Annotated in this window: 13 protein-coding genes and 1 pseudogene; all 14 read right to left on the bottom strand. The window is 48.1% G+C overall.

All coding sequences use genetic code 11. From position 1 onward, the window contains the following. Positions 1–12: 12 nt before the first annotated feature. On the bottom strand, positions 13–666 hold the full coding sequence (locus RJD28_10720; protein ID WNV56795.1) for a bifunctional 4-hydroxy-2-oxoglutarate aldolase/2-dehydro-3-deoxy-phosphogluconate aldolase: 654 nt from the start codon (positions 664–666) through the stop codon (positions 13–15). A 210-nt stretch (positions 667–876) separates the two neighbouring features. Then, positions 877–2,175 (bottom strand): lactate racemase domain-containing protein, encoded by a 1,299-nt coding sequence (locus tag RJD28_10725; GenBank protein WNV56796.1) that lies wholly within the window; start codon positions 2,173–2,175, stop codon positions 877–879. A 19-nt stretch (positions 2,176–2,194) separates the two neighbouring features. Further along, complete coding sequence (locus tag RJD28_10730; GenBank protein WNV56797.1) at positions 2,195–3,691, bottom strand: altronate dehydratase family protein; 1,497 nt, start codon at positions 3,689–3,691, stop codon at positions 2,195–2,197. A 21-nt stretch (positions 3,692–3,712) separates the two neighbouring features. After that, the gene (dgoD, locus tag RJD28_10735) at positions 3,713–4,861 is read right to left on the bottom strand and encodes a galactonate dehydratase (GenBank protein WNV56798.1); all 1,149 of its coding nucleotides are present in this window, start codon (positions 4,859–4,861) and stop codon (positions 3,713–3,715) included. A gap of 52 nt (positions 4,862–4,913) precedes the next feature. Beyond that, complete coding sequence (locus RJD28_10740) at positions 4,914–5,828, bottom strand: AEC family transporter (GenBank protein ID WNV56799.1); 915 nt, start codon at positions 5,826–5,828, stop codon at positions 4,914–4,916. A 75-nt stretch (positions 5,829–5,903) separates the two neighbouring features. Next, positions 5,904–7,190 carry a TRAP transporter large permease gene (locus RJD28_10745; GenBank protein WNV56800.1) on the bottom strand — a complete coding sequence of 429 codons (1,287 nt, stop codon included), beginning with the start codon at positions 7,188–7,190 and terminating at the stop codon, positions 5,904–5,906. Beyond that, positions 7,187–7,684: a TRAP transporter small permease gene (locus RJD28_10750; GenBank protein ID WNV56801.1), complete on the bottom strand. Its 498-nt coding sequence runs from the start codon at positions 7,682–7,684 to the stop codon at positions 7,187–7,189. The genes RJD28_10745 and RJD28_10750 overlap by 4 nt, the downstream gene beginning before the upstream one ends. A 144-nt stretch (positions 7,685–7,828) precedes the next feature. Further along, complete coding sequence (locus RJD28_10755) at positions 7,829–8,926, bottom strand: TRAP transporter substrate-binding protein (protein WNV56802.1); 1,098 nt, start codon at positions 8,924–8,926, stop codon at positions 7,829–7,831. A 136-nt stretch (positions 8,927–9,062) separates the two neighbouring features. Then, on the bottom strand, positions 9,063–9,824 hold the full coding sequence (locus tag RJD28_10760) for an SDR family oxidoreductase (protein ID WNV56803.1): 762 nt from the start codon (positions 9,822–9,824) through the stop codon (positions 9,063–9,065). Positions 9,825–9,904: 80 nt separating this feature from the next. Next, positions 9,905–10,918: an alcohol dehydrogenase catalytic domain-containing protein gene (locus RJD28_10765; GenBank protein WNV56804.1), complete on the bottom strand. Its 1,014-nt coding sequence runs from the start codon at positions 10,916–10,918 to the stop codon at positions 9,905–9,907. Positions 10,919–11,209: 291 nt separating this feature from the next. Next, entirely contained in the window at positions 11,210–12,478 is a 1,269-nt protein-coding gene (locus RJD28_10770) for a lactate racemase domain-containing protein (GenBank protein WNV56805.1), read from the bottom strand. Between the two features lies 1 nt (position 12,479). Then, positions 12,480–12,629 carry a hypothetical protein gene (locus RJD28_10775; protein ID WNV56806.1) on the bottom strand — a complete coding sequence of 50 codons (150 nt, stop codon included), beginning with the start codon at positions 12,627–12,629 and terminating at the stop codon, positions 12,480–12,482. Between the two features lie 73 nt (positions 12,630–12,702). Next, a pseudogene (locus RJD28_10780) lies at positions 12,703–13,389 on the bottom strand (amidohydrolase family protein). 18 nt (positions 13,390–13,407) lie between these two features. Continuing rightward, the gene (locus RJD28_10785; protein ID WNV56807.1) at positions 13,408–14,103 is read right to left on the bottom strand and encodes a cyclase family protein; all 696 of its coding nucleotides are present in this window, start codon (positions 14,101–14,103) and stop codon (positions 13,408–13,410) included. Positions 14,104–14,119 lie beyond the last annotated feature (16 nt).

The raw sequence follows: 14,119 nt of genomic DNA on the forward strand, positions 1-14,119 counted from the left end.
CCTGTGATCGAATTAGCAGTTGCTCAGTGCTTCCATGTACTCTTTTGCAACAGCTGTGATCTCGTCAAATCTTCCCTCGTTTACAAGCTTTGCGCTTACCAGGTTGCCGCCGCAGCCTACGCCTACGCAGCCAGCCTTGATGAACTCAGCACAGTTCTGAGGATTTACGGAACCTACTGCGGTTACCGGGATATGTTTCAGAGGAGCCTTTAATGCCTTGATGTATGCTGCGCCCAGAACGCCTGCCGGGAACAGTTTTACGATATCAGCACCGCACTTGTAAGCAAATGCAGCCTCGGTAGGTGTCATAGCGCCGGGGATGGATACCTTGCCCAGTTTCTTTGTCTCTTTGATAACTTCTTCATCTGTATTAGGAGAAATGATGTACTCAGCACCAGCCTCTACTGCCTGATGTACCTGCTCAACCGTCATAACAGTTCCTGCGCCAACGCAAACCTTGTCACCAAACTCTTTTGTGATGGTGGAGATTGCTTTCAGCGTATCCTTCTTAGCCTCCTCGCTGGACTGATCGAAGGTTACCTCTACGCAGTATACGCCGCCCTTGAGCATAGCGTTTACCAGATCAACGATCTTCTCGCTCGGGATGCCTCTTACGATAGCAATGATTTTTCCATCCAGAATTTTGTTTAAAACAGCCTGTGACATAATAAATTTCCCCTTTCTTCTTCCTCATTGTTGTTATTGTGTATCATACTTTATAAAATATTTTATCATAGATAAAATATTTTATTCGTTAAAATCATATACCAGTTGTCAGATAAAGTCAACCGGTTACAGAACATTCTTATAATCGTTCAGATGCGCCATTCGCAGAACCGCGCTCACGCGCTGCCCGCATCACGTATAACTGAACGGTTACCGGATGTTTCCATCCTTATCAAAGCCCCAGTCTTCGGGTGCGGATAGCACTTCCACATGCTCGTTCTGCTTTGCCTCTTCCAGCATGGCCTCGGAGATGTAGATTTCCTCCAGGTTCATGGTGTCCTGGATATGCACGATTCTCGGATGCTCTCTGTCAATGTAATTACAGGTGCGCAGTGCGATCTGGATACAGCTCTCATCACTGTGGGTGAACAGCGGAATCTTCGGGGTACACAGTACGGTGGAGGTAACCACGTTGGGGTAGGTACAGTCTACATCGACTTTATCTACCGCACGCTTGGTGGTTACATCTGCCAGTCCCAGGCCATTGCAGTTGCCGTGGGTCTCTTCCGTCAGATCCAGCACGGCAATGTGCTGTACTTGGATATCCCCCTTCATATGGGGAACTGCGTAACGTCCGGTAATATTGGGATCCATACCGTCTCCACTGATGTCTTTGCCGATCTGATCCACTACAAGAACATCTATATTGTCAAAATAGATTTTGCCCAGACGTTCTTTGGTTCTCCGCAGGAAGTCAGGCTCTTTGTCCAGAATCTCTTCTACGAGCATGCTCTCGATGAGACAGGTCTGGTCAAAAGCGTTCTCGCCCAGTGCAAGTCCGGCCAGTACCTTCGTATTATCGAAAATCTTCTTGGCAATGATCGGAAGCATTTTACCAAGCTCATAGAAACCGTCCCTGTGTACGGCTTCTGCTCCCTTCTGCTTGCCCATACCGATGACTGCCATCTTACACACACCGCTCTCGTAAGGACCGCGGAATGCAGTGTGCGCCTTGACACGGCCGCACAGGATGATACCGTCTGCCTCATATGCATATTTGTCCACATAGACCGGCTGTCCATTGTCCAGTCTGCCGATTTCCACGGTATCCATGGAAGACTTGATGGGGCAGCCCAGGAAATCTTCGGTTACACCATAGCCGGTGAGAATCTCCACCTGTCCTTCTGCGGTTGCACCGCCATGGCTTCCCATGGCCGGGAATACGAAGGGTTCTGCGCCACAATCTTTAACGAAATCAACGATTGCCTTTGTAATGATCGCAATATTTGCCACACCGCGGCTGCCGCAGGTGATGGCAATATGCATCCCCGGACGGATCCGCTCCCGCAGTTCCGGTCGATCCAGTTCCTTATATACGATACCGGGAATCTCTTCCACTGTATAATGACTGTGGTCAAGCAGCTGTTTAATCTTTACCATTTTGGGAAGGGGCTGTGTGGCTGCCAGGCTGGATACCACATTTCCCTCTTTTTTTGTCTCTAAAGCCATGTTCATCTCTCCTATCTGTCTATAAAATTACGCCGTTTTTAAAGATCATGATTTCCTTATAACCGGATTTTTCACTCTTTGTCCGGGCTTTGCCGGAAGCCACGTCAATGACCAGCTTCCACAGCTCCTCCGATGCCTGATCGAAGGAATGCTCCTCCAGCACGATGCCTGCATTAAAATCGATCCAGGCATTTTTTCTCTCATATAAGGAAGTGTTGGATGCCAGCTTAATGGTGGGAATGGCGGTTCCCAGCGGATTGCCACGACCCGTTGTAAAGAGCAGAAGCTGCACCCCGGAAGCCAGCAGGTCTGTAATGGACACACTGTCATTGCCCGGTCCGGTCATCAGGTTCAGCCCCGGCTTCACACACTGCTCTCCAAACTCCAGGGTATCCGTCACAGTGGCATGGCCGCCCTTCTGGATACAGCCCAGAGACTTTTCTTCCAGCGTGGTGATGCCACCCCGCTTGTTGCCCGGAGAAGGATTCTCGTAGATCGGCTGGTTATAGTCCATATAATACTGTTTAAAGCCATTGATCATGGCTACGACTTTTCCAAAGGTCTCTTCGGAATCTGCCCGGTTCATGAGCTGGGTCTCCGCACCAAACATCTCCGGCACCTCAGTCAGCACTGCGCTGCCGCCCAGATCTGTCACCTTCTCGGCAATGGTGCCGCACAGCGGATTGGCGGTAATACCGGAAAAAGCATCAGAACCGCCACACTTGAAACCGATTTTCAGTTTGCTCACCGGCAGTTCCTGACGGACATCCTTCGCTGTCTCCTCTGCAATCTCACCTACCAGCTTCAGCGCTTCCTCCACCTCGTCTCCCTCTACGTTCTGGGTGATCAGACATTTGATCCGGCTCCTGTCATAGTCGCCCAGTACCGGAAGAAAATGATCGAAGTCATTATTCTCACAGCCCAGGCTCACCAGCAGTACGCCGCCGGCATTGGGATGACGGACGATGGCGGACAATAGCTTCTGAGTCGTGTCAAAATCGTCCCCCAGCTGGGAGCAGCCCGCATTGTGAGGATACGCAAAAATACCGTCACACTTGTCTCCATAAAGAGCTCTTGCCTGCTCTGCAATGATGTTCACCGTGGTGTTGACACAGGATACCGTCGGGATGATCCAGATCTCATTGCGGATGGCTGCCCGACCGTCTGCACGCAGATAACCCATAAATGTATCAGGTAAAATACCGGTGCATTTCTGTCTGGGGGACACCGGCTCATAGGTATAGTCCAGTACACCCTCCAGATTGGTCGCCATATTGTGACTGTGCAGCCAGCTGCCGGCCGGAACATCGGTGGTCGTATGTCCGATGGGACAGCCATACTTTACAACCATCTCTCCGGTTTTCCGGTCTTCCAGTGCCATTTTGTGGCCAAAAGGAATATCCCTGTCCACTGTGTATTCTTTTCCGTCCACTGTCACATGGCTGCCGGCCGGAACATCTTCCAGCGCCACAGCCACATTATCGTTCTGATGGATGCGAATAAATCTCTTATCCAAAGTTATCGATCCTCCTGCCTCTTACCACTCTGCCACAGACCCGTCTTTATGCCGCCATACCGGATTCTTCCAGCTGTGCGGATGCTGATTCTCCTCCAGCACCAGTTCCTTGTTGACTGTCACACCAAGCCCCGGCTTCTTCGGCAGATCCACATGGCCGTCCACGAAAGCCAGATCCTCCGGATTCAGGATGTAATCCAGCGGTCCGTGATACTCGTTGTAGTGAATGCCCATGCTCTGCTCCTGGATGAATGCATTGTAGCTCACAGCATCTACCTGCAGGCAGGATACCAGAGCGATCGGTCCCAGCGGACAATGCGGAGCCAGTGCCACATCATAAGCCTCTGCCATGGCCGCAATCTTGCGCACCTCCGTGATACCGCCTGCATGAGACAGATCCGGCTGAATAATCGATACGCCGCCGGCCTCCAGAAGACGGCGGAAATCATATTTGGAGAACAGACGCTCACCGGTTGCGATGGGAATGTTGCAGCTGTGGGCAATCTCCTTGAATTCGTCCATATGCTCACACAGCACAGGCTCCTCAATGAACATGGGTTCAAACTCTTCCAGCTTTTTGGCCAGGATCTTTGCCATCGGTTTGTGTACACGGCCATGGAAATCCACTGCAATGCCAAAGTTCCTGCCACAGGCTTCCCGGATGGAAGCCACACGCTCCAGTACCTCGTCCAGCTTCTCATAGCTGTCCACGATCTGCAGTTCCTCAGTGGCATTCATTTTGATAGCCGTAAATCCGGCATCCTGTTTTTCTTTTGCAGCCCGCGCCACATCACTGGGGCGGTCTCCGCCGATCCAGGAGTACACGCGCATCTTATCCCGCAGATTGCCGCCCAGCAGATCATAAACCGGTGCGTTATAATATTTCCCCTTAATGTCCCACAGTGCCTGATCAATGCCGGCGATGGCGCTCATAAGGATCGGGCCGCCGCGGTAGAAGCCTGCCCGGTAAAGAACCGTCCAGATATCCTCGATCCGCATGGGATCTGCGCCGATAAGGTACGGCTTCATTTCCTCTACACAGGCCTGTACCGTCGCTGCTTTTCCTTCAATTACCGGCTCGCCCCAGCCGGTGATCCCCTCGTCGGTCTCGATCTCCACAAAGCCCCAGCGAGGTCTTACAAGGTACGTGTTCACATTCGTAATCTTCATTTTCTCTTCCCCTTTTATTTTTTTATATCTATGGTTATTGCAAGTAAAAGCATCATATCTGTACGATCATGATCCAAAGTGGCAGCGTGATCACCATGGCCACCAGCGTCTGCACCATGGCCTTCGCCGCATAATCCGGTTCACAGTGGAAATCCGTTGCCACGATACTGGTCATCGTCCCTGTCGGAAGCGCCGATATGATCGTACAGGCATTCAGCAGCAGACCGGTAAATCCCAGTATCCGCATGAAACCATATACAATGGCCGGTACGAGGATCATCCGGATAAAAGTGATGATATACAGCTGTTTGTTCTTTACAATATCCAGCAGATCTGCATCCGCCAGATTACAACCGGTGATCAGCATGGACAGTGGAAAGGTCATGGAACCGATAGCCGTAAATGTGCCTGCAAAAGGCTCCGGGATCTTAACCTGTGCAAAATACATGACAATGGCCAGCACAGAACAGATGGCCACTTTATTCGTAAAAATGGACTTGATGTTCATCTTCCCGGTGCCGTCCAGATAAGCAAATCCCCAGGTATAAAAAAGGATGTTATACACCATGCTGTACATGATGGCACACAGAAGCCCCACATCACCAAACAGCTCCTGACAGATCGGATATCCCATAAACGTCACGTTGCAGAACATGGCAGACATGACGAAAATCCGCTGCCGTTCTCCGGGCAGTCCCAGCCTCTTTGCCAGAATTGCCGCCAACGGGATCCCGACCGCATAGGTTACAATTGCCACGATTCCCGTGATACCGATGGCACGGGCCGCATCCAGTGAAAATGTATTCTGTGAGGACATGATGATCATGAAAAAGACAACAATTTTCATCAGAACAGTGGTCATACTCTTCTGATCCTGGCTGCTTAAAACACCTTTTTTCTTCATAACAAATCCCACAGCCAGCAAAAATACGATCTTGAAAATCAACCCAAATACAATCGCGATCATAGTTTCATACCGTTCCCCTCCAACGTCATTTGGAAAAAGCTGCCGTGTTGCCACAGCAGCTTTTTGATCTTGAATTTATAACATGCCCGACAGACGCGGAAGGAACTCGGAAATCGCCGGAATGAATGTGATTGCCAGCAGGCATACGATCATTGCAATGATGAACCGTATAATACCCTGGCACACGACTTCCAGCTTCACATCTCCGATTCGTGCTGCCACAAACAAATTGATACCCAACGGAGGTGTGATGAATCCAATTGCAAGGTTCACAACCATGATAATACCGAAATGGATCGGACTCAGTCCCAGTGATGTTGCCACCGGCAGAAGGATGGGAGAAAGCACCATCATGGCCGGTGTGGTGTCCATGAAGCAGCCTACGATCAGCAACAGGATGTTGATCAGGATCAGGATGACCACCTTATTGGTAGAGAAATTCAGGATCGCCTGTGTGATCATAGCAGGGATCTGCTGAATAGTCAGTACACGGGTGAACGCGGTTGCACATCCGATGATGACCATCGTTGTTCCGTTGGTGGAGCAGGCAGCGGCAATGGTCTTATAGATGTTGCCGAAGTTCAGCTCTCTGAAAATGAATACACCGCAAATGAAAGCGTATACTGCAGCGACAGCAGCAGCTTCCGTAGGTGTGAAAATACCGCCGTAGATACCGCCCAAGATGATAACAGGCTCGATCAGGGCAAACTTGGAATCCCAAACGACTTTCATCTTCTCTTTGAAGGTGTATTTGCGGTCATCACCCTTCCATCCCTGTTTCTTGCAGTAGAAGTAGCAAACCAGGCAAAGTACAATACCAATCAGAATACCAGGTGCAAATCCTGCCAGGAACATGGCAGAAATAGAAGTACTGGTGGATACACCGTAGATAACCATCGGGATACTCGGCGGGATAATAACACCGATACAGCCCGCACATGCCACACACGCCAGAGAAAAGCTCTTACTGTATCCCTTCTCCAGCATAGAAGGAATAACCATGGTTCCGACTGCTGCAACGGTTGCCGGGCCGGAACCGGATACAGCTGCAAAGAACATACAAACAACAACGGTTACAATGGCAAGTCCGCCGGTGATTCTTCCGAAGAAGGCACTGCAAACATTTAAAATTCTCTTGGAAACACCGCCGGCAGCCATGAGCTCACCGGCCAGAATGAACAGAGGGATTGCCATGATTGGGAAAGAATCCGATCCGGAAATCAGCTGCTGAACAATAAAGGAATCTGAAAGTCTCGGATTGAGCAATACAGATGTCCAGGAAGAAAGTCCGATCGCAATACCTACAGGTACGTTCAGGACAAGGAATACTATCAAGCTAACAAATAATACTGTTGTAATCATCCGTCATACTCCTCTCCGTTTTTGATACATTTGATTCTGTAGATGATGGTCTGTACCTCGCGGAATGCAGCAAGACCAAAACCTACCACTGTAGCAGAATATACATACTGGAACGGAATCCCCAGTGCAGAAGAAGCCTTTCCGACTGCTGCCTGAGCCACACAGTAGTTAAATCCGGTTACCACAATATAGAGTGCAAATAAGAAGAAGAAAATATCACCGATAATTACCACATATTTCTGGGTCTTCTTCGGGAACAGATGCAGTGCCGCATCAATTTTGATATGCTTTCTCAGCTTACATCCATAGCTGATGCCAAGATAGATCAGCCAGATGAACACATATCTTGCCAGTTCCTCAGACCAGCTTAAAGAGTTATGGAACACATATCTCATAACAACCTGTATAAATACAAGAATCGTCATGACACTCATCAGGATAACACACAGAAACACTTCCAGATTGTCATCCAGCCATTTCAATGCTTTTTTCAACTTTGTAACCTCCTTATACCCGTCGAAAAATACGCCCCCCGAGAAAGTCCGACGGTCTTGCATGATCCGGGCCGCCACACAGCAGTTCCCCATTATGCGGCGGCCCGTATTTTCACAGATTATGAAACTAAAAACGCTTTACAATTACTTTCTGTAAGCCTCAAGTTCCTCAACCATCTTGTCAGCCAGATCCGGGTTGTCCATCTGCTCTTTTGCCAGAGACAGGCCATCACCGCTATCTGCGGCAGCCTTGAACTCAAGCTTTGCAGCCTCATCAAGAGTGGTTACTGTACAACCTGCAGCTTCCATTGTCTCAATGGACTCTTCCTCATATTTATTGGACTGCTCATACTGGTATGTAGTTGCCTCTGCCATAGCCTTTTCAATTGCAGCCTGCTGATCAGCACTCAGGGAGTTGTATTTGTCAGCATTCATCACTACATAGTAAGGAGTATAAACATGCTCTGTCAGTGTACAGTACTTCTCAACTTCCTCGAAGCCGTTACCGGTGATGATACCCAGCGGGTTCTCCTCACCATCTACAGTACCCTGCTGCATAGCAGTGTATAACTCGGAGAATGCCATGGGAGTCGGGTTAGCACCCATTGCCTTCCAAGCTGCCAGGTGGATGGAGTTCTCCATGGTTCTCAGCTTCAGGCCCTTCAGGTCTGCCACAGTATTTACCGGTGTGTTGTTGGTCGTTACGTTACGGAAGCCGTTCTCCCACATTGCCAGGCCTTTCAGACCGAACTGATCGAAGCCTTCCAGGATCTTCTGTCCGGCTTCTCCGCCGAATCCCACATCATATACTTCCTGTTTGCTCAGGAACATGTAGTACACATCATACAGATACAGGTCATGGTAGCTTGCTGCCACAGAAGAAGTGGAGCCGATAGAGATATCGCACTCACCGTTCTGGGTCATCTCGAATCTCTGCTCATCGTTGCCGAGCTGGTTATCCGGGAAGTCAGCGATGGTGATTGTTCCGTTGGAATACTCATTCACTTTCTCACCGAAGTAGGTAACTGCATCCTTCGCACTGGAAGATGTTACACCGCCGACAACGAGTTCAACCGCCTCGCCGTCTCCTGTTGCTGCGCTGCTGTCTGCGCTGTCTGCCTTGTCTGCCTTGTCCTCTGTTGCTGCGCTGGAATCTGCTGCCTTGTCAGAAGATCCGCCGCAGGCGGTCATGGATGCAACCATGGCTGCTGCCATCAATACTGCTAATGCTTTCTTTTTCATAAGAGTTATCTCTCCCTCCTGATTTTTTCCGGTACATTACATGTACCTTTATCATTATATAACAAATCGACTTCTTCGTCAATAATGACCATTATTTTTCGGTTACTTTCCTGTCTTTTAGTTATTTTTACTTATTTTATTTGCCCAGATAGCCGCCATCGCAAGGAATGCAGGCACCTGCCATATAATCGGATGCATCGGAAGCCAGGAAAATGGTCAGGCCCTTCAGGTCATCTGCCGTTCCCCATCTGTGTGCAGGAATACGGGCCAGAATATCCTTATTTCTGTTCGGGTCATTGATCAGAGCGGTGTTCAGCTCGGTAGCCATATAGCCCGGAGCGATGGCATTCACATTGATACCCTTCTCTGTCCACTCGTTGGAAAGCGCCTTGGTCAGCTGGGCCACGCCGCCCTTGCTGGCTGCATAAGCAGGCACTGTCCATCCGCCGAAATAGCTGAGCATGGATGCCACATTGATAATCTTTCCTTTGGAGTTCTGTGCGATCATCTGGTTTGCTGCCAGCTGGCACATCTCAAAGGTAGCAGTCAGGTTTACTTCAATCACATCGTCCCAGTCGCTGAGCGGGAACTCGGTGCAGAAATGCCTTCTCTGTACGCCTGCGCAGTTTACAAGAATGTCCAGATGTCCGCCAAGTGCCTCTACACATGCTGCGAATCCACTCTTCACTTCTTCACGGTTGCCCAGATCGATCTTCACACCCTTGCAGGAAAATCCTTTACCGGCAAATGCAGCTGCCACTTCCTGTACTTTGTCGCTGGAACCCACGATCACAACCTCAGCGCCGGCCTCCATCAGGCCTTCTGCCATACCATAGCCCAGACCTCTTGTTCCGCCTGTGACGATGGCTTTTCTTCCGGTCAAATCAAAAAGCTTCATTGTTCATTCTCCTTCTATATATTATATATGATACCCACGGATTGTTCCGAGCTTCGCACTCTCACAATCCTACGCATTACTTACTTCGTACAGTCAACAACAACCTTACAGGTGCCGCAGTCAGGATCCGCAATCATATCAAACACCTTCGGAGACTCGCTTAACGGAACCACATGTGAAACCACCTTCTCCAGCTGCTCCTGGATATCCTCGGTAAAGCGGATTGCCTGCCCGAATTCTTCCTGTGTATATACACGGGTACCGATCAGCAACTGTTCTTTGAAGTTCAGCTGTCTCAAATCCACCTCATGCGGTTTCTTATGAACAGCAGTCATACAGATTCTTCCTCTTACTCTGGTGATCTCTGTCATCTCGATGGCTGCGGACGGAGATCCGCTGCACTCGAACAGGACATCACATCCCTCACCGTCAGTTCCTTCCAGAACGATATCCTTCAGGCTCTCCTTGTTCGGGTTGACCGGAATCATTCCAAGCTCTTTGGCCAGTGCCAGACGTTTCTCAAAAATATCGGAAATATATACCTTCTCAGCGCCGCAGGCCAGAAGTGCAATACCGGTCAGGATGCCAATGGGGCCTGCACCGATGACAACTGCAGTCTCTCTTGCCTGGAAATCTACCATATGAAGTGCATGTACGATAACTGCCAGCGGCTCTACGGTAACAGCAGCCTTATCACTGACACCTTCAGGAACCTTGAACATTACATCTTCCTTCACATACATGGTCTCGCACATACCGCCGTCTGTATCAATACCGATCAGTCCCAGGGTGTTGCAGACATGCTTATTGCCTTCCCGGCATGCACGGCAGTGTCCGCAGCTCAGAAGCGGGTAAGTAACCACACGGTCACCCTTCTTGAATTTCTTTCCATCCTCTTCCACAACGCCAAGGAACTCATGGCCGAAAATCAGCGGAGCCTTTGCTCTCGGATGAGTACCAAGGAAAATGCCGATGTCAGAACCACAGACACCGCAGTACTTTACTGCGATCTTCACTGCTCCTTCTACCGCTTGCGGCTCTGCCACCTCACGAACTTCTGCCTGTTTCGGCCCTGCGTAGATTAATGCTTTCATTGAAAATTCTCCTCTCCTTCTGTTTTTTACAACAATATATCATTCATTTTACTTTTTTAAGAAAAATTTACCGTTCCTAATCTGCGCTATCATTAACGCTTGGACTATTTCAACAATCAAATCTCTCATTTCGGTTTTATAATACTACATTTGCCCAATAAAGTAAAGAGGGAAAACATTATTTTAACACAAAATAATCTTTTATTTTCGTGAAAAAATTTTTTATTCAAAATAAAAAAGCTGCCACTTTTATGAAACAAAATTCAAAAAAAGCAACAGCTTTTCAAAAGCCTAAAATTTTGATCGGTCAATCCACAATCCCAGTGCCGGATTCGGAATAAAGAATATTTCTTCTCCGTCCGGCATCCGGTTATATCCATACTCCAGTTTCTGCGGATCGTATTTTTGTACCATTTCATCATAATCCGCAGACGCAAAATGAACGGCCTCAATCTCCTCTTTGGAAATTTCTTTTACCGCATAGGTAATCTGAAATCTCCCGTCACTGGAACCATGGATCAAATGTGCTGCCACCCCCATATTGTCCATCAGATCCTGATTTTTTCTGTACAACTGCAGCATGCGCATTCTTCCACAATAGCCGTACTTCCTGATTATCCGGTCACACTCCGGATCTTCTCCGAATTTGTGAACCCCCGGAGCCAGAACAAGCAGTTCTCCGCCATCTGCCATAGCCATCCGCGTGCGGTAGATTGCTTTGTTTCCCAGCCATGTGCTGCGGAATTCTCCGGGATCCAGATATACCACGCATTTTCGGATCCCTGTCTCCACAAAATCAATATTCTTCTTCTGAGAAAGAGCCACAGCCCGTTCCAGAACCGTTCTTTTTCTTCCAATAAAAAGTCCATGGGTACAGATCTTATCTTTGGGTGCCGTTGTCACGGTCAATACAAATACAATATTTTTATCCGGCAGGAAATGTTCCAGCGCATAATCAAATACTTTTCTTACCGGTGTATGATCTTTGCCCATCATCCGTTCCATTCCGTATACAGCGCCGACCATATGTGTCCTGTTGATCATCTCGCTGCCACCCACACCGACAAAAATATTTTTTGCATGGTTAGACATGCCGATAACCTCATGAGGCACTACCTGTCCGACAGAAAGGATCAGATCATACGACGGATCCAGCAGCCTCCGGTTCACTTCGACTTTGATCGGATCTTCCCACAAGCCTTCTGTGATCTCCTTAAGATAAGAAGAAGGAACCTCCCCTAATGTTTCCACATCCGTCCGCCAATGATGTGGAATCACTTTTTCAAAAGGAATATCTCCATACATTGCATGAAACTGCTCTTTGCTCATCGGATCATGAGTACCCAACGCAGGCAGGATATCCACCTGACAGCCTTTTTCTGTAAGTAAATGATAATATTGATTTGTAATATATCCTGCATTCGAATAAAACCTGGTAAAATCCGGAGGAATAATCAATACTTTCCGATATTCCTGTTCCTCTAAAGAATTTTTGAGCGCACGGAAAATCTCCTGATTACTCAATCCCTGCTCTTTATCCGATTCCAGATATACTTCCATTCTATTTTCCTCCAAAGAACAGCCGTTTTGCATTCTGTCCCATAATCAGCTCTTTATCCCGTTCCGGTATATGACACTGTGTTTTCACCAGATTGATAAGCTCCTTCATTGTTGCGTGCATCAGCATGCCCGGATAATCGGAAGCCCACATCAGTTTTTTCTGCCCCTGCCGTTTCCCATGCTTTTTCAATCACTTTCACGCTGGTCGGGAATGGATACTCTTCTTTGTCATCATAATATACCGGCACGGTAGACGTATCCATATATACATTCGGATAAGATTTCACCCACTGCAGGAGAACCTCAAAATTATCCATATTCTCCCTTTTGAAGCAGGCATCTGCGCCCATATGGCAGATTACCCATGTGATATTCGGAAACATATCGATCAGTTTCTTCATTTCACGGATATCTTCATCCGTAAACAAATGGATAAACACCGGCTGATGATACTGGTTCACGCAATCCCACACCGGCAAAAGATCCTCATCTGCCAACCGCTTGCCCGGCGCACACTGAAAAGTACTGTCCGTCTCCACTTTAAATCCAAACAATTCTGTCGTGTCATAGATATCTGCCAGCTCATTTGCTGCCTTTTCGCCCTTCAGCAGATCCACCAATGCCACTGCCCGCAGCTTTTCCGGATATTTTTTTACACTTTCTATAAAATAATCATTATGGTATCCGTAATAAGGATTCGGCATCAAAAGTGCTCTGTCAATCCCACACCATTCCATATATCCAATTAATGTCTCAACCGGGCTGCTGGTATTTTCAAATGCAGGCGGCAAAAATTGAGATATCCGATTGCCGATCCGTACTTTTCCCAATTTTTCCGAAGTCATAGGCGCGCCCTGGGTAATTCCCGCAACCTTTTCATACACATGTGCATGAATATCTATTATTTCCATTTCAGAGCCCCCTTTATTCTAATATTCCACCCACATGGTTACAGGCCCACTGTCCGTTCCCACAGTAAAAAGTGGAACAGATGCAGCCGCTTTCAATGGAACGTCCGGCAGATTTTCCAGATTGGCATCTTCCACAATACAGATATAGCCGTCATGATGCATGCCCAGCATCGTCTGATGCGCCACCATTCCATCGTCACTTCTATCAATCGGAGAGCCAAGAGAAAGAAAGTCAAACGCGATTGTTTTCAGGCTTCCGCAAAAATGATCCATCAGATATTTTGCAGCCCGTTTACTGACAGAAGGGCTGTTGTATTTGTATTCTTCCGGATCAGTCGCCCGTATTTTTCCATAGCCGGTTCGAATCAATAGCAGATCACAATCTTTGATCTTCGCTTCATAAGGAATCAGGTCTTCCGGTTCTACTTTTGATTTCGACCCCTTCGGGATATCCAATAACAACGGTTTTTCATAAAAGAAACGATCAAACGGCAGTTCCCATATCCGCAATCCATTGGGGTTAAAATGTCTTGGGGCATCCATATGTGTTCCAAAATGATTAAAAATCGTCATGACATATGTATTTGCCACATCTCCTTTATCCATAGATTCAAACGGTTCTATATGATAAGTGGGATTCCCCGGCCATCCCGGTGCATCTTCGGTGATTGGATACGATATCAGTTGTCTCATAAACCATTCTCCTTTCTCCAAACCTTTCCGGTCATTT

Source organism: Oscillospiraceae bacterium NTUH-002-81 (assembly GCA_032620915.1).
GTDB lineage: Bacteria > Bacillota > Clostridia > Lachnospirales > Lachnospiraceae > JAGTTR01.